The sequence below is a fragment of the Salinivibrio sp. MA607 genome (assembly GCF_001996245.1).
Taxonomy (GTDB): Bacteria; Pseudomonadota; Gammaproteobacteria; order Enterobacterales; family Vibrionaceae; genus Salinivibrio; species Salinivibrio costicola.
Map to the genome: position 1 here is coordinate 58,035 of NZ_MUFJ01000013.1, position 21,079 is coordinate 79,113.

General features: G+C 50.4%; 23 protein-coding genes and 1 tRNA gene. 6 read left to right on the forward strand and 18 right to left on the reverse strand.

What is annotated here, in order from left to right; genetic code table 11:
• Positions 1–3: 3 nt before the first annotated feature.
• The 5 genes from flgD to BZG81_RS08070 all read right to left on the reverse strand — a co-directional run bounded on the left by flgD (position 4) and on the right by BZG81_RS08070 (position 3,538).
• A complete protein-coding gene (flgD, locus tag BZG81_RS08050; RefSeq protein WP_077677136.1) occupies positions 4–747 on the reverse strand; it encodes a flagellar hook assembly protein FlgD in 744 nt (247 codons plus the stop codon).
• Positions 748–761: 14 nt separating this feature from the next.
• A complete protein-coding gene (gene flgC / locus BZG81_RS08055) occupies positions 762–1,175 on the reverse strand; it encodes a flagellar basal body rod protein FlgC (protein ID WP_021023034.1) in 414 nt (137 codons plus the stop codon).
• A 3-nt stretch (positions 1,176–1,178) separates the two neighbouring features.
• Positions 1,179–1,574 (reverse strand): flagellar basal body rod protein FlgB, encoded by a 396-nt coding sequence (gene flgB / locus BZG81_RS08060; protein WP_021023033.1) that lies wholly within the window; start codon positions 1,572–1,574, stop codon positions 1,179–1,181.
• Between the two features lie 186 nt (positions 1,575–1,760).
• Positions 1,761–2,588 carry a CheR family methyltransferase gene (locus BZG81_RS08065; protein ID WP_021023032.1) on the reverse strand — a complete coding sequence of 276 codons (828 nt, stop codon included), beginning with the start codon at positions 2,586–2,588 and terminating at the stop codon, positions 1,761–1,763.
• 26 nt (positions 2,589–2,614) lie between these two features.
• Positions 2,615–3,538: a chemotaxis protein CheV gene (locus BZG81_RS08070; RefSeq protein WP_077460292.1), complete on the reverse strand. Its 924-nt coding sequence runs from the start codon at positions 3,536–3,538 to the stop codon at positions 2,615–2,617.
• A gap of 123 nt (positions 3,539–3,661) precedes the next feature.
• Here BZG81_RS08070 and flgA point away from each other — a divergent pair, with 123 nt between their 5' ends.
• From flgA to BZG81_RS08085, 3 genes are all read left to right on the forward strand, one after another.
• Positions 3,662–4,354, forward strand: a complete 693-nt coding sequence (gene flgA / locus BZG81_RS08075; protein ID WP_077460291.1) for a flagellar basal body P-ring formation chaperone FlgA — start codon at positions 3,662–3,664, stop codon at positions 4,352–4,354.
• Positions 4,355–4,442: 88 nt separating this feature from the next.
• Entirely contained in the window at positions 4,443–4,766 is a 324-nt protein-coding gene (gene flgM / locus BZG81_RS08080) for a flagellar biosynthesis anti-sigma factor FlgM (RefSeq protein WP_077677137.1), read from the forward strand.
• A gap of 15 nt (positions 4,767–4,781) precedes the next feature.
• Positions 4,782–5,216 carry a flagella synthesis protein FlgN gene (locus tag BZG81_RS08085; protein WP_077460290.1) on the forward strand — a complete coding sequence of 145 codons (435 nt, stop codon included), beginning with the start codon at positions 4,782–4,784 and terminating at the stop codon, positions 5,214–5,216.
• 119 nt (positions 5,217–5,335) lie between these two features.
• Here the strand turns inward: BZG81_RS08085 and BZG81_RS08090 are convergent, their stop codons facing one another.
• Positions 5,336–5,770 carry an LPP20 family lipoprotein gene (locus BZG81_RS08090; RefSeq protein ID WP_021023027.1) on the reverse strand — a complete coding sequence of 145 codons (435 nt, stop codon included), beginning with the start codon at positions 5,768–5,770 and terminating at the stop codon, positions 5,336–5,338.
• Between the two features lie 24 nt (positions 5,771–5,794).
• Positions 5,795–6,430 (reverse strand): FlgO family outer membrane protein, encoded by a 636-nt coding sequence (locus BZG81_RS08095; RefSeq protein WP_021023026.1) that lies wholly within the window; start codon positions 6,428–6,430, stop codon positions 5,795–5,797.
• Between the two features lie 211 nt (positions 6,431–6,641).
• Between BZG81_RS08095 and BZG81_RS08100 the strand changes: the two genes are divergently transcribed.
• Both BZG81_RS08100 and BZG81_RS08105 read left to right on the forward strand, forming a co-directional pair.
• Positions 6,642–7,775 (forward strand): flagella assembly protein FlgT, encoded by a 1,134-nt coding sequence (locus tag BZG81_RS08100; protein ID WP_021023025.1) that lies wholly within the window; start codon positions 6,642–6,644, stop codon positions 7,773–7,775.
• Positions 7,776–7,825: 50 nt separating this feature from the next.
• A tRNA-Arg gene (locus BZG81_RS08105) sits at positions 7,826–7,901 on the forward strand.
• Between the two features lie 34 nt (positions 7,902–7,935).
• Here the strand turns inward: BZG81_RS08105 and BZG81_RS08110 are convergent.
• The 9 genes from BZG81_RS08110 to glyA all read right to left on the reverse strand — a co-directional run bounded on the left by BZG81_RS08110 (position 7,936) and on the right by glyA (position 15,312).
• Positions 7,936–8,430: a phosphatidylglycerophosphatase A gene (locus tag BZG81_RS08110; RefSeq protein ID WP_077677138.1), complete on the reverse strand. Its 495-nt coding sequence runs from the start codon at positions 8,428–8,430 to the stop codon at positions 7,936–7,938.
• A complete protein-coding gene (thiL, locus tag BZG81_RS08115; protein ID WP_021023023.1) occupies positions 8,417–9,406 on the reverse strand; it encodes a thiamine-phosphate kinase in 990 nt (329 codons plus the stop codon). The genes BZG81_RS08110 and thiL overlap by 14 nt, the downstream gene beginning before the upstream one ends.
• Positions 9,407–9,468: 62 nt before the next feature.
• On the reverse strand, positions 9,469–9,933 hold the full coding sequence (nusB, locus tag BZG81_RS08120) for a transcription antitermination factor NusB (RefSeq protein ID WP_021023022.1): 465 nt from the start codon (positions 9,931–9,933) through the stop codon (positions 9,469–9,471).
• Positions 9,933–10,403: a 6,7-dimethyl-8-ribityllumazine synthase gene (gene ribH, locus BZG81_RS08125; protein WP_021023021.1), complete on the reverse strand. Its 471-nt coding sequence runs from the start codon at positions 10,401–10,403 to the stop codon at positions 9,933–9,935. The genes nusB and ribH overlap by 1 nt, the downstream gene beginning before the upstream one ends.
• Before the next feature lie 122 nt (positions 10,404–10,525).
• On the reverse strand, positions 10,526–11,635 hold the full coding sequence (gene ribBA / locus BZG81_RS08130; RefSeq protein ID WP_077460285.1) for a bifunctional 3,4-dihydroxy-2-butanone-4-phosphate synthase/GTP cyclohydrolase II: 1,110 nt from the start codon (positions 11,633–11,635) through the stop codon (positions 10,526–10,528).
• 10 nt (positions 11,636–11,645) lie between these two features.
• The gene (locus tag BZG81_RS08135; RefSeq protein WP_077677139.1) at positions 11,646–12,308 is read right to left on the reverse strand and encodes a riboflavin synthase; all 663 of its coding nucleotides are present in this window, start codon (positions 12,306–12,308) and stop codon (positions 11,646–11,648) included.
• A 4-nt stretch (positions 12,309–12,312) separates the two neighbouring features.
• The gene (ribD, locus tag BZG81_RS08140; protein WP_077677140.1) at positions 12,313–13,443 is read right to left on the reverse strand and encodes a bifunctional diaminohydroxyphosphoribosylaminopyrimidine deaminase/5-amino-6-(5-phosphoribosylamino)uracil reductase RibD; all 1,131 of its coding nucleotides are present in this window, start codon (positions 13,441–13,443) and stop codon (positions 12,313–12,315) included.
• Positions 13,440–13,889: a transcriptional regulator NrdR gene (gene nrdR / locus BZG81_RS08145; protein WP_021023017.1), complete on the reverse strand. Its 450-nt coding sequence runs from the start codon at positions 13,887–13,889 to the stop codon at positions 13,440–13,442. Before nrdR ends, ribD begins: the two co-directional genes overlap by 4 nt.
• Before the next feature lie 172 nt (positions 13,890–14,061).
• Positions 14,062–15,312 (reverse strand): serine hydroxymethyltransferase, encoded by a 1,251-nt coding sequence (gene glyA, locus BZG81_RS08150; RefSeq protein WP_077460282.1) that lies wholly within the window; start codon positions 15,310–15,312, stop codon positions 14,062–14,064.
• A 552-nt stretch (positions 15,313–15,864) separates the two neighbouring features.
• On the opposite strand from glyA, the gene BZG81_RS08155 reads away from it, so the two are divergent.
• On the forward strand, positions 15,865–16,482 hold the full coding sequence (locus BZG81_RS08155; protein ID WP_077660448.1) for a YitT family protein: 618 nt from the start codon (positions 15,865–15,867) through the stop codon (positions 16,480–16,482).
• A 103-nt stretch (positions 16,483–16,585) separates the two neighbouring features.
• Here the strand turns inward: BZG81_RS08155 and glnB are convergent, their stop codons facing one another.
• Positions 16,586–16,924: a nitrogen regulatory protein P-II gene (gene glnB / locus BZG81_RS08160; protein WP_021023014.1), complete on the reverse strand. Its 339-nt coding sequence runs from the start codon at positions 16,922–16,924 to the stop codon at positions 16,586–16,588.
• A gap of 147 nt (positions 16,925–17,071) precedes the next feature.
• Entirely contained in the window at positions 17,072–20,962 is a 3,891-nt protein-coding gene (gene purL / locus BZG81_RS08165; protein ID WP_077677141.1) for a phosphoribosylformylglycinamidine synthase, read from the reverse strand.
• Positions 20,963–21,079: the final 117 nt, after the last annotated feature.

Below are 21,079 nucleotides of genomic sequence, written 5' to 3' on the forward strand. Positions count from 1 at the left end.
CGGTCAGCCTTTCGTCACATTACCGACGTCGGCATTACCGACCTCTAGCACTTCAGCCAGTTTCATCGGTGAGGAAAAGCCAGCAATATTTAACATCACATTGCCACCACCATTCCCCAGCAAAACACTATTCACATTGGCATAGGTGGACACATCAAACTCTTGTGTCTGTCCATCAACCATGCCACTCACCTTGAGCTTGTAAGTGCCCTCCGGCATAGGATTGCCGTTGTCATCCATCCCATCCCATTCGACGCGATGATCACCCGGTGGTTTGGCACCCATACTGAACGTTCTCAATAGTTGTCCTTGTTCGTTCTCAATTCGAACATTGACATTATCTAGTGCTTGAGGCAGCTTCACCATGCCTGCGACACCGCCCGTATCTCCTTTGACACCGGTGGAGCCGGGAACTAGCACGTCACGTCCTACTAACGATGACGCTTGTAATGCCTGGTTGGACGTAATCGACTCATTGAACGTATCAAACTGCTTGTTCATTTTGCCGATGCCCTCTACCGTGGCAAACGACGCCATCTGTGAGATCATTCTGTCATTATCGACAGGTTTGGACGGATCCTGCTGTGACAGCTGCTTGGTGAGCAATTTGAGAAAGTCTTCCTGTTCGAGTGCTTGCTTACCCGTGGTCGAGTCTTGCTTCTCTTGCAGTTTTTTCTCTTGCTGCGCCTTTAGCTGGTCAATGTAGGACAGTCCGTTACTTGAACCTGTACCGTCAATTCCGGCCATCTTCGCCTCCTACATTACTGACCCATCTGAAGCGTACGCATCAGCATTTGTTTACTCGCATCGGCCACCTGAACATTGGTTTGGTAAGATCGCGACGCAGAAATCATGTTCGCCATCTCTTCCATCACATTCACGTTCGGTTTAAAAATATACCCCTCGTCATTCGACATCGGATGGTTGGGGTTATATTCCGCGCGTAATGGTTTCTGGCTCTCGACAATACCATCAATGTTGACCGGCACACTTTCGCCCTGCTGCTTAAAGCGATTAAGCTCCGCAGAGAAAATCGGATGCCGTGCTCGGTATGTCTCTTCAGCAGAGCTACTCACCGAATTGGCATTGGCCAGGTTGCTTGATGTGGTGTTCAATCGTACTGATTCGGCGCTCATGGCCGATCCCGACACGTTAAAAATATTAAACAAACTCATCGATTATTTCCCATTCAATGCCTTCTTCATATTCTTGAACTTAGAGCCAAGAAAATCGAGTGAGGCCTGGTATTCCAGTGCGTTCTGCATGAACAAATTCTTTTCTAGCTGCGCATCAACCGTATTACCATCGCCCGTATCCGGCTGTGATGGGACACGGTACTTTTTCTCTCCGGTCACCCGGCTAGAGGCAGCGATGTGCCGCTCATTTGTGCGACTTAGGCCAATACTTGCCTCGGAGCTTGCCGCCTTGAGCGCGCGTTGAAAGTCAATATCTTGCGCTTTGTAGCCTGGCGTGTTGGCATTAGCGATATTGCTAGACAAGGTCTCTGCCCGCTTTCCTCTTACGCCAACGGTGTGCTGGTGCACACCCAATGCATTGTCAAATGTAATCGCCATGGACAACCTCCGAATTCTTACTGAATAGAATAAAGCAAACAAAGTGCCAAGTTTCGATTTAGCTCTGTTTTTTAAAGTGAACACTAGGTAGGACGCGGGTTCGAAGCACTCATACTTCGACATAATGCAGCGAGGAGGCAGGTGTTAAACAAAAAAGCGGCAAACACTGTGCCGCTTTTTAAAATACTATTTTAACTTGTAGATGATGCCTGGATTACAACGGATCATCTCAAACTTATCGGTTAAACCAGTGAGTGACTCCGACGCCCCGAGAATAAGATACCCACCGGGGTTGAGCGCCCCTGCCATTTGATTAAGCACCTTGGCTTTCATATCCGGAGAAAAGTAAATCAAGACATTACGACAGAAAATAATGTCGAACTTGCCCAGCAAACTGTAGCTTTCCATCAGGTTTTGCGGACGGAAAGTCACCATTCGCTTGATATTGTCTTTGATCCGCATTTTGCCGTCACCCACATCTTCAAAAAAAGTGCGGCGACGCTCTGGAGATAAACCGCGGCCCAACGCTAAGTTGTCGTAGATGCCCTGCCGACACGCCTCTAACATCGACGTGGAAATATCTGTCGCGGTAATACTGACACTGCTCAGCATCCCAGGTTTTCGCTGCTGTGTTTCTGCGACCGTCATGGCAATCGAATAAGGCTCTTGCCCCGATGAACTGGCTGACGACCAAATTTTGATTGGTTTACGTGCTTTCGCCAGCTCTGGAAGTAAACGATGTGCCAAGACTTCATACGGATAGGTATCACGAAACCATAACGTCTCGTTGGTCGTCATCGCATCAATGGCCGCGACAGCTAATTCACGATTTCGTCCAGTGATGACCGACTTGACCAGCTCCGACAGTGACGCCAAGCCAAATTTATTCACAAGTGGGCTCAGGCGGCTACGCACCAGATACTGTTTACTGTCTCCGAGTACGATCCCACACTTGGACTCGAGGTGCTTACAGAAGTCCCGATATTCTTGATCACTGATTGCTACATTTGTCATTAATTCACTCAATCGCTCTGGTTACGTTACGACTTAACCGCTTCAAGGACGGTAGATCCCAGCTCATCTGGATCGAACTTAGCGATAAACGAGTTGGCTCCGACGCGCTGAACCATCGCCTCGTTAAAAACCCCACTTAGTGATGAGTGCAATACTACATGAAGATCTTTAAGACTCGAATCTTTTCTAATCTCAGTTGTGAGCGTGTACCCATCCATTTCAGGCATTTCGATATCGGATATCACCAAGGCCAACTGGCTATAGATACTCCCCTCTGCAGCCATTTCTTTCAGCTTATCGAGCGCTTCTTTGCCATCTTGCACGAGGATAACGTCATAGCCGACACTTTCTACAGCACGTTTCACTTGTCGACGCGCGACACTGGAATCATCCGCTACCAAAACTTGACTAGGCGCGCTTTCCTCTCGCTCTTCACGTTTTGACAAGACTTCTTCACTGATTTCCTCATTCACTGGGGCGATTTCGTTGAGGATTTTTTCGACATCAAGCACTTCAACTAGCTCATTATCGATTTCAGTGACGGCTGTCAGATAATGCGAGCGGCCCGTTCCCTGTGGCGGGGGCAGTATTTTTTCCCAATTCATATTAACAATGCGCTCAACAGAACCCACCAAAAATCCTTGCATGGATCGGTTGAACTCTGAAATGATCACAAATCGATTTTCAGGATCGGGAATAGCTGGCCCACCCGTTGCAAGACTCATATCAATGACAGAGATCGTTTGACCTCGAATATGGGCCACGCCTTTGACAAGAGGATGCAAATTCGCCATCGCCGTCAATCGCGGACACTGCAAGACCTCTTTGACTTTAAAGACATTAATGCCAAAGCGTTGGTTTCTCATCAGGCGGAAAGTCAACAACTCTAAGCGGTTCTGCCCCACCAACTGCGTACGTTGGTTGACCGAATCAAGAACACCACCTGTCATAAGATAAACTCCATATTGCCCCGTTTTTTTTGTAGAGTAGCATGGTAATCATAGTGGGTAATCACATGACTCTCGAGAAAGAAGGGAAATTTCTTCTTTGTCCGCTACCGATGGTTTGGAACTATGTCCAAGATATTACGCTTATTTAGCGTCACTTTGCTCGCAAGCTTTAGCCTAAGTATAGCCGCTGCAACAGTAAGTCAAATTGAAGCGGTACAAGATGCAGCAGAAAAACATGTTGCAGACATTATTTCTGTGCCCAAAAACGGCAAAATCGATATTACAGCAGGTAATCTGGATTCTCGCATGCGTTTAACAGACTGCCCTGTTCCTTTGGATACCGATGTGCCTGGACGACAGCAGCTTAATACGTCGGTTACTGTGATGGTGTCTTGTGATCAAGACAACTGGCAAGTGTACATTCCGGTTAAGATTGAGCTGATGACACCCTCGGTCGTGGCGAAGCGGCCTCTTAATCGTGGCATGACTATTGCTTCAAATGATCTTGCCATTCAAATGGTAAATAGTCGGTTTCAACGCGGTAGAACCTATACTCAGCCCGCCCGCTTGATTGGTTCCAAAGTCAAACGGACGGTGGGGATGGGCGAACCGATCAGCAGTAGTGATGTCTGTGCGGTGTGTCGAAATGATGACGTTTTAATCACTGCACAAGGAAACGGACTCAATATTGTTGCAAAAGGCACGGCATTAAGTGATGGAGCGCTAGGTGAGCAAATAAAAGTCAAGAACAACAAATCTAAACGTCTCGTCGATGCTACAATCTCAGCGGTCGGCGAAGTAACGGTTAATTTCTGACTTTTTACGTCTCAATGCTAAAGTAACTGCAAAATGTGCCGATATGCTGAGCGACGGACTCAAAAGCGACTGACAGTAAGGCAATGTTATGGCGAGTATTGATCAACTACGTGGTAACCAGCAAGCGCTGACCACCACACGAAACACCAGTAACCAGACCAAAACACAAGAGACACAAGGCGGCACGGTCCGTGAACAGCAGGGAGTGAAATCTCAAGACGATGCTGTTTCATTAAGCCAACAAAGCCAGAAGATCGACAAAATGAATCAAGAAATGGCCGCCGAGCCCCACTTTGATAGTGCGAAGGTTGAGCAAATCAAGCAAGCGATTGCTAACGGTTCGTATAGAGTGGATGCTGACAAGCTGGCTGCCAACATGATGCGCTTTGAGAATGATCTAAACGAAAGCTAAGCTGACGGAGTGGTTATGAGTCCTACAGCGCCTTTAATGACGCTTGTCGAGCAACAGCGTGAGTGTGTTCAAGCGCTGCAAACGCTCCTTGAACAAGAAGCCAGTATCATCGCGAGCCGTGTATCGGATGATATCGAAGCCATCGCGAAAGAAAAACAGGCGTTAATCAATGAAATCCAGCGAAATGATGCGCAAATCAGTCGTCACTCTGAACGTGATTCACTCCATCATGACGAAACCATGCGTGAGCACATCAGCGCGATCCAAACGTGTTTGTCCACCTGTAAACAACAAAACGAAACCAACGGCGTTGCATTGCAACGAGCCAGCTTAAGCATTCATCGTCTGCGCAACTTGTTCCAAGAAAGCGGTGGCAAATCAGAGCTGACTTACAACCAGGACGGCAATGCATCAGGGAGAAAAACACTCGGCACTAACATCAAAGCCTAAAAAGCGCTGTCCATCTTCCCCTCGCCCTCTCTAAGCCTCAGCCAACTAAAAAAGCGAGCACTTGGCCCGCCTTATTGTCGTGGTTCACGCACATATTATTGAAAAATCAGACAACGCCATTAGAAGATAATAGAGTTGTTGGTTGGCACCTGCTGTGACTCACCATAGCGTTTCATTTTTTGCATTGTATCTAGGTTCAGTTCGAGCTCTGTGACGTAACTATCACCAACTTTGTAACTCGCCACCACTTCGGCGCCGCGAATAATGCCATCGACGGCGCCTTGTGTGCTGTCACGACCTAAACTTTGATCGTTAACGCTCGCACGGCTGCTTATCCGCAATCCATAAACTTGCTCGCTCAACTCTTTGTAGGCGTCCACTTTAGACGCGCGCATCGCCCGTGTTTCTTTGTCTTCTTGGGTCGCACCTTGTTGGGCGCTGATCGAGGCCATGCCAACCGCCGAAATAATGCTTTCTTCTTTCATTCTGGTAAGAGGCTGACATGCAGAGAGCATCAATAATGCGGCGAAAAGTAATCCATGTCTTTTAAACATTTATCTACCTTACTCTTTCCTGTACTAAGGCTTTAGTACGACGGTTTCACGTTTCATGCGGTTTTGATCGTCACGAATAATCACACCATCACGTTTGCGCACCTTGTACAAGCTATCGATATCACGGCCAATCCGGTCTGCGGGTAAAAATCCTTGCGCTGAGGCGACAACCACACGCGACTCCATACCGATGACACGCGCATTGACGAGCACCCCACCGCCTTGACGCAGCATGGTGCCTGTTAATACATAGTCGATTTGCTGCTCAGGATCGAGCTCCTTCCAGTCACGGCTGATCGTGAAATCACCTTCTTCTGTGACCCGAATAGCGCCCGTTGACTTAAAGTCTACCACCGTAAAACCACGGCTTTGCATCTGGTAAATCAACCCTTCAGTGACAGTGTTTCCTAACCAGTTTGTTTCGCCCATATTTTGCAGATCGACAAACGAAGTCACGGCCAGCGGTGTGCGTGCCGTCAAATAAGCGTTGGTCGCTAAAAGTTCATCCGCCATGCTATTTAAAAAATAGTCGAGTGTGTGGCGTGGCCGCTGCTTAAGAAAAAACTCACTGCCTGAATACGGCTCTTTACCGTTATAAATAGGCGTATAAGCACAGCCCGTTACCAATAGCGCTACTATCGCCACTATCCACTTTTTCATCGTATCATGCTCCGCGCTCAGTCATCGATGTGAGACAAGTGTGTTATCTAGTGTATCGGTCAATGTCGTCAAACCTTTACCCTAGATTGCTCATTCTCATTTAGGAACACAACTTGCATCAGCGTCTTTGCGTCATCTTATTGGTAGGCCGTTACCCTACGCGTTAATAAAGTTAAAGCAATTTCCGTACCCACTAAGTGAGATCTTGACTATGAAAACCCTTTTGGCGCGGCTAACACTAGTTGTTAGCTTTGTTGTCACTCCGTTCACGCACGCTGCCTGGTATGAGGTATCCGCCAGTTCCCCGATACTCGAAAGCCAGCAAGCGGCGCGCGTGCGCGCACTCGAAGCGGCAACTTTTGACGCCATTCGTTTTGCGGGTGCCGATGTGGGGAGCCTTCAGCAGCTCAAACGTTTTTATACACAAGTAAAACCTGACTATCTCTTTAGCGGTAACGCGGTGCGCGAGGTGCAAGTGCTGGAGGAAGGCACGCAAGGTGGCAATTATGTGGTTAACCTGCGGCTAGATATCTACCCCTCGGCAAACGCTTGCCACAAAACCCAGTATAAAAAAGGCATAGTGTTAACCCGTTTCCCCATTATGTCGCCACAGCAGGCAGCGTTAGGTGGGATCTATCAATTCGGTGATGACTTTTCAGTGCTATTGAGCCGTGAAGTTAAACAGCATGCACAAAGTTTTGTGGGACGCGGGATCGCCAATGTTGATGTATCACCCAATATGCCAAACGCGATTACCATGCTGGCGGAAGACAAAGACGCGCAGTTTGTTGTGACAGGTGCGATCACCGACTTATCTGCCACCACGGATGATAGTGGCTTCGGTAAAGCTAAAAATAATCGACAATTAGCGGTCAATGTACAAGCGATGGACAGTGAGAGCGGGGAAGTGATCTTCCAACGCCGCTATCGTGATATCGCGCAATGGCCGTTTGAGCGACACAGCCAAGTCGATACGCAAACGGCACGGTTTTGGCAATCACCCTATGGGCAGATGGCGCGCCGGATGAGCCGAAATATTTTGTTGGATCTCGAGTCTTCACTGGCTTGCCGTGCCAGTAAGCCTAAAATAGTGTCATTAAAAGACAATATTGCGCAAATTAATGTAGGCCGTGTGAATGGTGTGCAGCAAGGTGATCAATTAAACCTATGGCATGTCGCTTCTTTCACTGATGATTTAGGGATTGTACGCACCCAGCGCCGCAAAAGCGGTATCACCCTGACCGTGGCTCGCGTGTATGAGAGTAGTGCAGAAGCTGTGATTCAGCCTCAAACCTTAACCGGCAGCATTCAAATTGGCGATATAGTGACCAAAGGGCTTAACTAAATGAAAACAGGCGCTTAAATCGCGCCTGTTTTTACGTATAATGGCCGCACGCTCTCATAGCTCAACAGGATAGAGCAGTCGCCTCCTAAGCGATCGATCGGGGTTCGAGTCCCTGTGGGAGCGCCATCCTTAATGCATGATTAATACTGAATGAGTCATGCTAAAAAAGCGTAGGCATGTAGGTCGTTAAGAGCCACAAGCTTAGCATCGCCATCACCCCGGCGAGAATATCATCCACCATGATGCCGATACCACCATGAACATGTTTGTCTAACCAGCTGATTGGCCAAGGCTTTGCCATATCGAAAAGGCGGAATAAAATAAAGCCAGCCAATACCGTTTTCCAATCTGTTGTGGGGACAAGCGCCATCGTCAACCAGAAGCCGACAAACTCATCCCAAACAATCGCACCATGATCATGGACTTGCATGTCTTTAGACGCACGCCCACAGATGGCAATCCCTGCGATGCCGCCAACAATAATGGCGATCCAAAGCCCAACAATCCCACCAAAAGTGACCAGCGCCCAATAAAACGGAATCGCAACTAACGTACCGACTGTGCCGGGCATTATCGGCGATAAGCCACCGCCAAACCCGAGCGCCAATAAGTGGATAGGATTAGACAACGATAAACGGTGTTTAGGATCCGTCACAATTTGACTCCTTAAAATGATCCCAACCTGTCAGCGTCCAATCAAGTGGCTGACCTTGTGAAACTAACTCAAGCGCACGGTGGCCATTAATTTGACCAATACGCTGCACCTTAGTGCCACTGTGTTTTAATGCTGTATCAAGTGTGCCACGATGCATTTCTGGGACAGTAAAGCAAAGTTCATATTCCTCGCCACTCGTCAGGGCCATTTTTTGTGCGGCTGTTTCGCTATCAACCTCTGCGAGTAAACGTTCAGAAATCGGCAGCCGTGTGACCTCAATTTGCGCCCCGACATCACTGGCTTGGAGAATATGGGTTAAATCTGCATACAAACCATCAGAGATATCGATAGCAGCCGATGCAATGCCCCGCAGTGCCTGCCCGGCAGCTACGCGCGGTTGAGCGCGATAATGATGGTTAATCAAGCGATTAGCACGCGCCTCATCAACGATGGGTTTGCCAAGCACATAAGCAAGCCCTGCCTGGCTTTCACCTAGCGATCCCGTTACATAGATCCAGTCGCCAGGTTTGGCGCCTGAACGCGTCAGTGCCTGCCCTTTAGGCACGTGGCCATGCAACGTCATGGTAATGCTTCTTGGACCTCGCGTGGTATCGCCCCCGATTAACTGAACCTGAAAGTGTTCAGCCAAAGCAGAAAACCCCTGACAAAAACCGGCCACCCAGGCTTCATCAGAATCGGGCAAGGTTAGAGCGAGCGAGCACCAAGCTGGCATCGCACCCATTGCGGCAAGATCACTTAAGTTAGAGGCTAAGGCTTTGTGAGCAACGTCGGATGCCTTGGCGGAAGGAAGAAAATGCGTGCCCTCGACTAACGTATCTGTGGTGACCACGAGTTGGCAGCCGTCTGGCACCTCAGTGATCGCACAATCATCGCCAATGCCTAAGGCGACATCTCGACGGTTAACCGGTTGACGTGCGAAATAATCGCGAATCAAATCAAATTCGTTGCGCGTCATAAAAACTATTTATCGGATTAGATCAATAAAAAGGCCAGCATGGCTGGCCTAGTAAGGAGGGATTAACGTAACCGAGGATACGCTTTATCCAAGACACCATTAACAAATTTATGGCTGTCTTCCGCACCAAAGCGTTTAGCCAACTCAATGGCTTCATTGATGACCACTTTATAAGGGACATCATCGCATTTGATCAGCTCATACATCGCAAGGCGCAATAAGGCGTGCTCCATGTCGTCAAGATCCTGTAATGGACGAGACAAATACGGACGCATCTTGCTATCAAGCTCTTGATGGCTGAGCGCAACACCACTGAACAGCGTACGAAAGTACGCAACATCTGTTTCAGGATCGCGAAGAAGTGGCTCTGTTTTCTGGTGCTCATCTTCTTCTTCGTATTTATCTGCGGCCAAAAACTGCGCTTCAATATCAGCGACATTCCCTTTTGCGATTTGCCATGTGTAAATGGCTTGCAATGCAAATTGGCGAGCATTACGCCGTGCGGCTGGTTTCACTTTAACCCCCATTAGGATTCAATCTGGGACAGAACATTCACCATTTCAAGCGCGCTCAGTGCAGCCTCTGCCCCTTTATTACCAGCCTTGGTACCTGCGCGTTCGATCGCTTGCTCAATGGTGTCTACCGTCAGCACACCAAAAGCAACTGGGGTTTCATACTCCAGCGCTACTTGTGCCAACCCTTTGTTACATTCTCCGGCAACATAGTCAAAATGCGGTGTGCCGCCGCGGATCACTGAGCCTAGCGCGACAATCGCATCATAACGACCGCTTTTCGCCAACTTTTGGGTCACCACAGGCAACTCGTAAGCACCGGGACAACGGACCACGGTAATATTATCGTCGTTGACTTGGCCTTGGCGCTTCAGTGCGTCAACCGCACCATCTAGCAAACTCTCATTAATAAAGCTATTAAAGCGAGAGATAACAATAGCAACCTGCGCATTGGGCGCGGCAAATGCACCTTCGATTACGTTCATKAGCCTTCCTGTGACTTGCTTTCCGGAATGAGAAACCGCGCGATTCTAGCATACTTTTTACCATTGACACCATGCTCAGTGTCTTGGGAAACGCGCCCGAGCCTCATCGCTTCTCTCAGTATTTATTCGGTCACGTATTCAACCACGTTCAGGCCAAAGCCTGACAGGGCGTGATAACGCTTTGTCGATGAAGAGAGCAAACGCATTTGTTTCACGCCCAGATCGGCTAATATTTGTGATCCAATTCCGACTCGGCGTGACGTGCCCTGCCATTTGGCACCTGCTGGTTTCTCACCTTTATCTTGCGCTTCAAACGCTTTGACTTTACTGATAATGGAATCAGGCGTCTCTTCTTTCCCCAAAATAACCAACACACCGCCTTCTTCACTGATGCGCTTCATCGCACGAGTCAGCCCCCAGCTGCGCTCAGCAGTACGATCGGAGCGAAGTAAATCGGTAAACGTATCTTGCAGATGAACCCTTACCAATGTCGGATCGGTGCTAATCTCGCCTTTACGCATCGCGTAATGAATTTGGTTATCAATGGTATCCCGGTAGGTTACCAGATCAAACTCACCAAATTCGGTCGGCAGAGTACAGGCAGCAACACGCTCGATGGTCGTTTCGTTTAAATTACGATACTCAATTAGATCGGCAATGGTGCCAAGTTTAATACCATGCTTGTCACAAAACACTTCTAAGTCAGGACGACGCGCCATGGTGCCGTCTTCATTTAAGATCTCAACAATCACCGAGGAAGGGTTAAAACCGCCTAGGCGCGCCAGATCACAGCCCGCTTCTGTATGACCTGCGCGAGTCAGTACACCGCCCTCTTGCGCCATGAGCGGAAAAACATGCCCAGGCTGTACTAAGTCGGCGGCTTTGGCATCTGACGCCACCGCCGCTTGCACGGTGCGCGCGCGGTCGGCCGCCGAAATGCCAGTGGTCACGCCTTCGGCCGCTTCAATTGATACCGTAAAGGCGGTGGAAAACTGCGCATTGTTATCTGACACCATCAAGGGCAATCCAAGTTGCAGACAGCGCTGTTGAGTCAGCGTTAAACAAATCAAACCACGCCCGTGGGTCGCCATAAAATTGATCGCTTCTGGCGTAATGGCTTCTGCTGCAATGATCAAGTCGCCTTCATTTTCGCGATCTTCGTCATCCATCAATACCACCATCTTACCTTGGCGGATATCATCAATGATTTCTTGGGCGCTACTAATTGCCATCTTGGATTCCTTATTTCAAAAAACCGGAACGGGCGAGCGTTTCAAGACTCACGCCCGTTGATTGTGTCGGTTCAGCCGCTTTGTCTCCGAGCATCAATCGCTCAAGGTAACGGGCGATGACATCGACTTCAATGTTCACCTTACGCCCCGAAGCAAAGTGCTGAATTGTCGTTTGTTCAGCCGTATGCGGTACGATAGTGAGCTTAAACGCACTGCCATTGACGTCGTTCACCGTCAGGCTAATCCCATCGACGGTAATCGATCCTTTCAACGCCACATACTTGGCAAGTTCAGGCGGTAATGCAATCCAGTACTCCCATGCACGTCCCGTTTGACTCACTGACGTCACTTCCCCTAGGCCATCCACATGCCCAGAGACCATGTGTCCGCCAAAACGCGTAGTCGGCAACATCGCCTTTTCCAGGTTGACGTTATCGCCAACAGACAAGATCCCGAGTGATGAACGCGCCAGCGTTTCTGACGATACATCGGCGCTATAACCGGTTGCGGTCAATGCAACCACGGTTAAACACACCCCATTGGTGGCGATGCTGTCGCCCAGTTTGACATCCGAGAGGTCGAGGGCACCACTCTCTATGGTGAGGGTCATGTCTTGGCCACGGCGAGTCAGCTTTTGAATTCGGCCCACCGCTTCGATAATTCCAGTAAACATCGTATTAATACTCTTGCGTGATGACCGCATGCTCCGAGAGCGTTGCGATTAGGCGAACATCGTCACCGATAGGCGTCACTTGATTAAAATGAAAACGCGGTGCGTCATCCATACGTTGCAACCCGTCTAAAGCAATCAGCGGGCGGCTATCTGCCCCCAGCAATACCGGCGCTTGATAAACAATCAGCTCATCCACTAACGACTCAGTTAATAACTGATTCGCCAGCCTCGCGCCTGCTTCTACCCAAACCTTATCGATATCATGTTGTGCCAATGCGTGAAGGATAGCGCTGAGCGAAGCGTCGGGCATGACCCATTCGTGGACGTTATCCGGCCATATCTGACTACTTGGCATATCGACAATTCGGATCACCTCGCCCTCAAGCTGATAGACGGTCGCTTCAGGTGACGTTTTATTATGTTTATCCAAGATCACGCGCGTCGGCTGGCGCAGTACTGATTGCGGGTAATGGTCGAGGATCTCAGTTGCAAGCTGGCTACGACGTATATTTAGGCTAGGGTTATCGGCTAATACCGTGGCGCTGGTCGATAAAATAGCGCTCGCTTGGGCGCGAAATGTCTGCACATCGGCGCGCGCTGGTTCACCCGTGATCCATTTACTTTGCCCATTTGCCAAGGCGGTGCGCCCATCAAGACTGCCCGCCAGTTTGAGCTGAACATAGGGCATCTGGGTTTGCATACGTTTAATAAAACCAGGATTCAGCGCTTTGGCCTGTTCAGCCATCACACCAACCACGACCTCAATACCGGCTTGTTGTAACCGCGCGAGACCGCGCCCTGCCACTTTAGGATTAGGGTCTTGCATCGCACAGACAACACGCGTGACCTTGGCGGCAACCAACGCATCACAACACGGCGGCGTGCGACCATAATGAGAGCAAGGCTCTAAGGTGACATAAGCCGTCGCGCCCACCGCGCGTTCCCCCGCTGCTTTTAAGGCGTGAACTTCGGCGTGTGGACCACCTGGAGCAATGTGAAACCCCTCACCCACAATGTCATCACCGTGAGCAATCACACAGCCGACATTGGGGTTAGGGGTGGTGGTAAAGCGACCTTGGGCCGCAAGCGCTAATGCGCGCGCCATCATCGTTTGATCTTGGTGGCTAGTTGTCATTTTTGTAACCGTGCAATCTCTTCACCAAATTCGCGAATATCTTCAAAGCTATGGTAAACAGAGGCAAAACGGATATAAGCCACCTTATCAAGCTCCTTCAGTGCTTCCATGACCAAGTTGCCAACCATGGCTGATCCTATTTCTCGCTCACCCGTCGCTCGCAAACGCGACTTAATGCTATTTATCGACTTTTCGATATCATCCGTACTGACAGGACGCTTCTCCAACGCACGTTGAATACCGCCCCGCAATTTATCTTCGTCAAAGGGCTCTCGATTACCGTTGGTTTTGATCACCCGTGGCATGACTAATTCCGCTGTTTCAAACGTCGTATATCGCTCAGCGCACGCCAAACACTGGCGACGACGGCGAACTTGATGGCCATCAGCCACGAGTCGAGAATCGATCACTTTGGTGTCGGTAGCACCACAGAATGGACAGTGCATGCGCGTCGTCTCCTCAATATTGTCCTGCTAGTGTAACCGATTTGCGAGGATGAAAAAGCCTCTCTAAGGAGACGGAGTACGGGTTTTGTGTCTCAACTAGACTTCGTTCTCAGATAAATATAAAAAAGGCGCCCATAGGCGCCCATCTTTTTAGATAATCTGTATTGCTTTATTAAGCATATACCGGCAAACGACGGCAGATGGCTTGGACCTTCTCTTTGGTCTCTGCAATCACTTGCTCATTGTTGATGTTATCAAGCACATCACACATCCAATGCGCGAGTTGTTCGGCGTCTTGCTCGGTAAAGCCACGACGTGTAATCGCTGGCGTCCCCACACGAATACCGGAGGTGACAAACGGGCTACGTGGATCGTTCGGTACACTGTTTTTGTTTACTGTGATGTTAGCGGCACCTAACGCGGCATCGGCTTCTTTCCCAGTAATGTCTTTATCAATTAAATCCACCAACAACAGGTGGTTGTCAGTGGAATCCGATACGATTTTATAACCGCGAGCTTGGAACCCTTTCACCATCGCACGTGCGTTATCAATCACGCGCGCTTGATAGGCTTTGAACTCTGGCTCCATCGCCTCTTTAAACGCGACGGCTTTACCGGCAATCACGTGCATCAATGGGCCGCCTTGGCCGCCAGGGAACACCGCAGAGTTGAGCTTTTTATAAATGTCTTCACCGGCATTTGATAAGATCAAACCACCACGCGGACCTGCAAGGGTTTTGTGCGTCGTCGTCGTGACCACATGTGCGTAAGGCAGTGGATCGGGATAAACACCAGCGGCAATTAAGCCAGCCACGTGTGCCATATCCACCAAGAACCAAGCCCCGACTTTATCTGCAATCTCACGCATGCGTTTCCAATCAACCACTTGTGAGTATGCAGAAAACCCGCCAATGATCATTTTTGGCTTATGCTCGAGTGCAAGCTGCTCCATTTGCTCGTAATCGATTTTACCGGCTTCATCGATACCGTAAGGGATCACATGATAATGCTTGCCGGAAAAGTTAACTGGCGAACCATGGGTTAAGTGACCACCATGCGCCAAGCTCATACCCAGTACCGTATCACCTGGGTTTAGCAGCGCCATGTAGACCGCGCTATTCGCCTGTGAGCCAGAGTGCGGCTGAACATTGGCATACTCACAGCCAAAGAGTTGACAGGCACGCTCAATCGCCAAGGCTTCGGCTTTATCCACGTATTCACAGCCACCGTAATACCGTTTACCAGGGTAGCCTTCCGCGTATTTATTGGTCAGTTGAGAGCCTTGCGCTTCCATCACGCGCGGGCTGGTGTAGTTTTCTGACGCAATCAGCTCAATGTGTTCTTCTTGACGCGTACTTTCTTCTTCCATCGCCGCAAACAGCGCTGGGTCATAATCCGCGATATTCATGTCACGCTTTAGCATTGGTCTCTCCTGACTTAACATTGGCGGGCAATCACCCATAAAGCGAACGCTAGGATCCGATAGGCCACCTAGCAACAATTAGTCTCGGTGTGATGTTTTAGATCACGCCCTGGCTTAATCGCTTTCACCTGCGAATCAAAGCGATTAAGCCAAGGCAACATCAAACGTTAGACCTACTTACGCAAACGTTTTCGTTACCGCCATGACTGCGTTTGCTATTCTACAAAAATTCCCTTCAATCAGGTAGCCTGAGGGATGATTTTTTTATTCAAAACCTGGCTATTTTGGGTTGTATCGCGGCGCAGCAGCACGCTATCCACTGTAAACACTTTACAGCGGAGTATCATAATAATGACAATCAAGACGCAGGTTATTTACGTTGTCGACTGTTTCCCAAGACTCATTGGCGATAGAATGCGCGCCCGCACCCGCAGGCACTCGTCGCCAGTGCCCATTAACCTTTTTTAACCGCCAGCCTATTGGGTTTTGGCGGGGCTTTTGTTGCTAACACGTTTTTGTTTTTATCACGCTAATTAAGTAGGGAGAAGCCGTGTGAGCCAGTATCAACACAGCTTTAAAGAAGACATTATTGCTATCGCCTCGGGCGCGTTTTTAGTCGCCCAGGGGGTATTTTTCTTGCAACAGGCCGGACTCTTAACCGGGGGGACCACCGGCCTGGCGTTATTAGTCAGCCAATTTACCGACCTATCGTTCGGTACTTTGTATTTTCTTTGCAATTGCCCGTTTTATGTAATGGCTTGGTTTCGTATGAGTCCGCGATTTGCATTACGCAGTTTACTTGCCGGTGGCGCCGTATCGGTGATGGCTGATCATATTGCCTACTTTTTTCAAATCACTTGGCTGGCCCCCGCCTACTGTGCGGTGATTGGTGGACTATTGATGGGCGTCGGTATGTTAATGATTTTCCGCCATAATGCCAGCTTAGGCGGTTTTAACGTACTGGTGCTCTATTGTCAGGACAAGTTTGGGATCTCGGCAGGAAAGCTACAAATGGGCATCGACTGCACCATTCTCGCGTTATCTTTCTTCCTTATCGATCTGAACCTGCTGATGTGGTCTGTGGCCGGTGCGATTGTACTCAATTTAGTGTTAGCGATGAACCACAAACCGGGACGCTATCAAGCGCATCCGGCCAATCCTGGCACGTAGACAGTATCTACACCGCGCATACGTTATCTACACCGTGAATACAATAAAGCCAAGCATCACGCTTGGCTTTTTATTGCTTGCCGTATTGGTCTAACCCGTGAAATTAAATCGCTTCTTCGTCTTCTTCGCCGGTACGGATACGCACCACACGCTCAACGTCAAAGACAAAGATTTTACCATCACCAATTTTGCCGGTTTGCGCGGTCTCAATAATGGTATCGACACATTGCTCAGCAACATCGTTAGACACCACTACCTCCAATTTCACCTTAGGCAGAAAGTCCACCATGTATTCGGCACCACGATATAGTTCAGTGTGGCCTTTTTGACGACCAAAACCCTTTACCTCTGAGACGGTCATCCCTGTAATCCCGACGTCTGCCAGCGCTTCGCGTACGTCATCGAGTTTGAATGGCTTGATGATGGCTTCAATTTTTTTCATTCCGTTATCCTTCTCGTTGGCCGCAGCCGGTCCTGATGGATCAGTTGTTTAGCTGAAATTGTATCGCAGCAGGATAAAAAATCATCCATCGATTCTCGCATATCACCAAAAAGCCGCCAAAGTGTGGCGGCTTTATTGGTATGGTGCTTACCCTAGAGTGACCCGCGCGTTGCGGAACATCCGCATCCACGCGCTATCTTCACCCCAATCATCTGGGTGCCAAGAGTTAGCGACAGTACGGAATACCCGCTCAGGGTGCGGCATCATAATGGTCACGCGGCCCGACTCGGTAGTCAGCGCGGTAATGCCATTTGGTGAGCCATTCGGGTTGGCAGGATACGCTTGTGTTGGCTGGCCGTGATTATCGGTGTAACGCAGCGCCACCGTGCCTGACGCCTCAATCGCCGCCAAGTGCTCAGCATCGCGCACTTCCACCCGTCCTTCACCATGCGATACCGCAATGGGCATCCGTGACCCTGCCATCCCGGCAAAAAAGGCGGATGGGCTTGATTGCACTTCCACCATGCTAAAGCGGGCTTCAAAGCGCTCGGACTCATTGCGAACAAATCGTGGCCAGTGTGCAGCCCCCGGGATCAGTTCATTCAGGTTCGATAACATCTGGCAGCCATTACATACCCCGAGTGCTAGCGTGTCTTCACGGCCAAAGAAGGCACTAAATTGGTCGCGCGCACGGCTATTAAACAGAATGGATTTCGCCCAACCTTCACCGGCGCCTAACACGTCACCGTAAGAAAAACCGCCACAGGCCACCAGCCCTTGGAAACCGTCCAAACTGACGCGTCCTGAGAGAATGTCACTCATATGAACATCCACGGCGTTAAATCCAGCGCGATCGAAGGCGGCGGCCATTTCCACATGCGAATTCACGCCTTGCTCACGCAAAATAGCCATAGTCGGTTGTTGACCGGTCGCGATATATGGCGCAGCAACATCTTCGTGCACATCAAAGCTCAGGCTGGCGTGCAACCCAGGATCGGCCGCCTGCTTGGCGTCAAACTCTTGGCGTGCACAGTCCGGATTATCGCGTCGCGCTTGCATTTGATAGGTGGTTTCAGCCCAAATCTGACGCAGGTGCTGGCGACTGGCTTGATAGATAGGTGCCTCACCGTGACGCAAGATAATCTCATCGCTATCACTTAGGCCGCCAATCAGGTGACTGCATGCGGTTAATTGATGTTCATCCAACACCGCGTTAACACGCTCGAGATCTTGCGTCGCTACTTGGATCACCGCGCCCAGCTCTTCGTTAAACAACACCGACAAGGCATCGTCGCCTAAACGGGCGATGTCCACGTCAATACCGGTGTGACCGGCAAAGGCCATTTCAGCCAAGGTAACGAATAGTCCGCCATCGGCTCGGTCGTGATACGCCAGCAGTTTTTGCTCTGCCACCAAGGTTTGCATCGCATTGAAAAAGCCTTTTAGGCGGGCGCTGCTGGTGACATCGGCAGGCTTATCGCCCAATTGATGATACACCTGAGCCAGCGCGGTTGCGCCCAGACGCTGCGCGCCTTCACCAAGATCAATCGCAATCAGGTGGCTGTCACCTTTATCGCTACGCAATTGTGGGGTCACGGTACGACGCACATCTTCCACGCGGCCAAAGGCGGTGATGATCAGCGACATCGGTGCGGTGACGGTTTTGTTTTCACCCTCTTGCTGCCACTGGGTTTTCATCGACATCGAGTCTTTACCCACCGGAATGGTCAGTGATAGCTCAGGACACAGCTCCTCACCCACGGCTTTGACCGCTTCGTACAAGCCAGCATCTTCGCCCGGGTGACCCGCCGCGGACATCCAGTTGGCAGACAGTTTAATGTTGGTCAGACTGCCAATATCGGCACAGGCGATATTGGTCAGCGCTTCACCCACTGCCATGCGGGCAGAGGCAGCAAAATCGAGCAAGGCGGCTGGGGTGCGCTCGCCCATCGCCATCGCTTCGCCGTGATAACTGTCATAACTGGCCGCCGTCACCGCACAGTTCGCCACCGGCACTTGCCACGGGCCAACCATTTGGTCACGCGCAACCAATCCGGTCACCGAGCGGTCGCCGATGGTGATCAAGAAGGTTTTCTCCGCCACTGCTGGCAAGCGTAAAACACGCTCGCAGGCTTGTGACAGTTCAATGCCTTGGGTGTTTAGCGCGGTACCTGTCACTTGTTGGCGTGTAACGTCACGGTGCATTTTGGGCGCTTTACCCAGCAGAATATCCATCGGCATATCGATAGGGCTATTACCGAAGTGGCTATCTTCAAGCGACAGGTGACGCGCGTCGGTGGCATCACCAATGACTGCGTACGGGGCGCGTTCACGCTCGCACAAGGCTTCGAAAAGCGCCAGGTTTTCGGGTTTGACCGCCAAGACGTAACGCTCTTGTGACTCGTTACACCAAATGGCGAGCGGGCTCATTCCCGGCTCATCATTCGGAATATCACGTAAGTTAAAACACCCGCCGCGGCCGCCATCATCAACCAGCTCTGGCATCGCATTTGAAAGGCCACCCGCGCCCACATCGTGGATAAAGGCAATTGGGTTATCCTCGCCAAGCTGCCAGCAGCGATCAATCACCTCTTGGCAACGGCGTTCCATTTCTGGATTCTCACGTTGTACCGAGGCAAAGTCCAAGTCTTCCGCCGACTGGCCGGATGCCATCGACGATGCTGCTCCGCCACCAAGGCCGATGTTCATCGCCGGGCCACCTAACACAATCAGTTTGGCCCCGACGTCAATCTCACTTTTTTGCACATGGCCGTCGCGGATGTTGCCCATTCCGCCTGCGAGCATGATCGGCTTGTGATAGCCGCGCACTTCCTCACCGGCATGCGAGGTCACTGATTGCTCATAGGTACGAAAGTAGCCCAGCAAGTTAGGACGGCCAAATTCGTTATTAAACGCCGCGCCGCCTAGCGGGCCTTCCAGCATAATATCGAGCGCAGTGGCAATGCGCTCAGGCTTGCCATAGTCTCGCTCCCACGGCTGAATAAAGCCCGGGATTTTCAGGTTAGAGACGGAAAAACCGACCAATCCTGCTTTGGGTTTACCGCCGACACCGGTCGCACCCTCGTCACGAATCTCACCGCCAGAGCCGGTCGCGGCCCCTGGCCACGGTGAAATCGCGGTGGGGTGGTTGTGGGTTTCCACCTTCATCAAAATATGGGCGGGTTCATGGTGATACTGATAGCTGTGGCTCTCTGGCGTCGGGAAAAAGCGCCCAACGTTTGAGCCCGTCATTACGGCTGCGTTGTCTTTATACGCCGACAGCACGTTATCTGGGGTTTGCTCATAGGTGTTTTTGATCATCTTAAACAGCGATTTAGGCTGCTTTTCACCATCAATGGTCCAGTCGGCGTTAAAGATTTTGTGGCGGCAATGCTCTGAGTTGGCTTGCGCAAACATCATCAGTTCAATGTCGTTAGGGTTACGCCCCAGCTGGGTAAAGTTCTCAACCAGATAGTCAATTTCGTCTTCTGCCAGAGCCAATCCTAAGACTTGGTTCGCCTCAGTCAAAGCGGCTCGACCACCCACGAGAATGTCCACGCTGTGCATCGGCGCAGGTTCCGCTTGTTCAAACAGCACCTCAGCGGCCTCAAGCTCACTAAATACCGTTTCCATCATCCGATCGTGCAACAACCCGATTAAGGTTGCATGTTGCTCACTGGTCAAAGGAGCAGATAACTGAATATAGTACGCGGTACCGCGCTCCAAGCGTTTCACCGCGTCCAAGCCACAGTTATGGGCAATATCGGTTGCTTTGGATGACCAAGGCGACAAGGTGCCGGGACGAGGCGTAACGAGAAACAGCGTCCCTTCAGGTGCGTGCGGCGGTAAAGTGGGTCCGTAAGTCAGCAGCTTTTCGAGCTTCTCGCGACTCGCGCTATCCAAAGGGTGATGCAAATCAGCGAAATGAATAAACTCAGCATACAGTGCCGTGACCGGTAACTGATGCGCTTGGCAGCTGGCCAGTAGTTTATTGACACGAAACTCAGACAGTGCGGGGGAACCACGCAAAATATCCATGTGCGTACGTCTCTCGTTAGCGGTAAATGAAAGGGTATACCCAAATTGACGCATCCTGGCACGATAACTTGGGTATCACCACGCTCTTGACCGCAGTGGTTTGAACACGCAAAAATG

Coding starts and splice junctions, on each gene's coding strand:
- nrdR (WP_021023017.1), bottom strand. CDS start 13,889: ATGCACTGTCCATTCTGTGGTGCTACCGACACCAAAGTGATCGATTCT.
- BZG81_RS08095 (WP_021023026.1), bottom strand. CDS start 6,430: ATGAAAAAGTGGATAGTGGCGATAGTAGCGCTATTGGTAACGGGCTGT.
- ribH (WP_021023021.1), bottom strand. CDS start 10,403: ATGAACGTAATCGAAGGTGCATTTGCCGCGCCCAATGCGCAGGTTGCT.
- BZG81_RS08090 (WP_021023027.1), bottom strand. CDS start 5,770: ATGTTTAAAAGACATGGATTACTTTTCGCCGCATTATTGATGCTCTCT.
- flgD (WP_077677136.1), bottom strand. CDS start 747: ATGGCCGGAATTGACGGTACAGGTTCAAGTAACGGACTGTCCTACATT.
- ribD (WP_077677140.1), bottom strand. CDS start 13,443: ATGACAACTAGCCACCAAGATCAAACGATGATGGCGCGCGCATTAGCG.
- glyA (WP_077460282.1), bottom strand. CDS start 15,312: ATGCTAAAGCGTGACATGAATATCGCGGATTATGACCCAGCGCTGTTT.
- BZG81_RS08070 (WP_077460292.1), bottom strand. CDS start 3,538: ATGACAGGTGGTGTTCTTGATTCGGTCAACCAACGTACGCAGTTGGTG.
- BZG81_RS08135 (WP_077677139.1), bottom strand. CDS start 12,308: ATGTTTACTGGAATTATCGAAGCGGTGGGCCGAATTCAAAAGCTGACT.
- flgM (WP_077677137.1), top strand. CDS start 4,443: ATGGCGAGTATTGATCAACTACGTGGTAACCAGCAAGCGCTGACCACC.
- glnB (WP_021023014.1), bottom strand. CDS start 16,924: ATGAAAAAAATTGAAGCCATCATCAAGCCATTCAAACTCGATGACGTA.
- flgB (WP_021023033.1), bottom strand. CDS start 1,574: ATGGCGATTACATTTGACAATGCATTGGGTGTGCACCAGCACACCGTT.
- flgA (WP_077460291.1), top strand. CDS start 3,662: ATGTCCAAGATATTACGCTTATTTAGCGTCACTTTGCTCGCAAGCTTT.
- purL (WP_077677141.1), bottom strand. CDS start 20,962: ATGGATATTTTGCGTGGTTCCCCCGCACTGTCTGAGTTTCGTGTCAAT.
- nusB (WP_021023022.1), bottom strand. CDS start 9,933: ATGGGGGTTAAAGTGAAACCAGCCGCACGGCGTAATGCTCGCCAATTT.
- thiL (WP_021023023.1), bottom strand. CDS start 9,406: ATGACGCGCAACGAATTTGATTTGATTCGCGATTATTTCGCACGTCAA.
- BZG81_RS08100 (WP_021023025.1), top strand. CDS start 6,642: ATGAAAACCCTTTTGGCGCGGCTAACACTAGTTGTTAGCTTTGTTGTC.
- flgC (WP_021023034.1), bottom strand. CDS start 1,175: ATGAGTTTGTTTAATATTTTTAACGTGTCGGGATCGGCCATGAGCGCC.
- BZG81_RS08065 (WP_021023032.1), bottom strand. CDS start 2,588: ATGACAAATGTAGCAATCAGTGATCAAGAATATCGGGACTTCTGTAAG.
- BZG81_RS08085 (WP_077460290.1), top strand. CDS start 4,782: ATGAGTCCTACAGCGCCTTTAATGACGCTTGTCGAGCAACAGCGTGAG.
- ribBA (WP_077460285.1), bottom strand. CDS start 11,635: ATGGCAATTAGTAGCGCCCAAGAAATCATTGATGATATCCGCCAAGGT.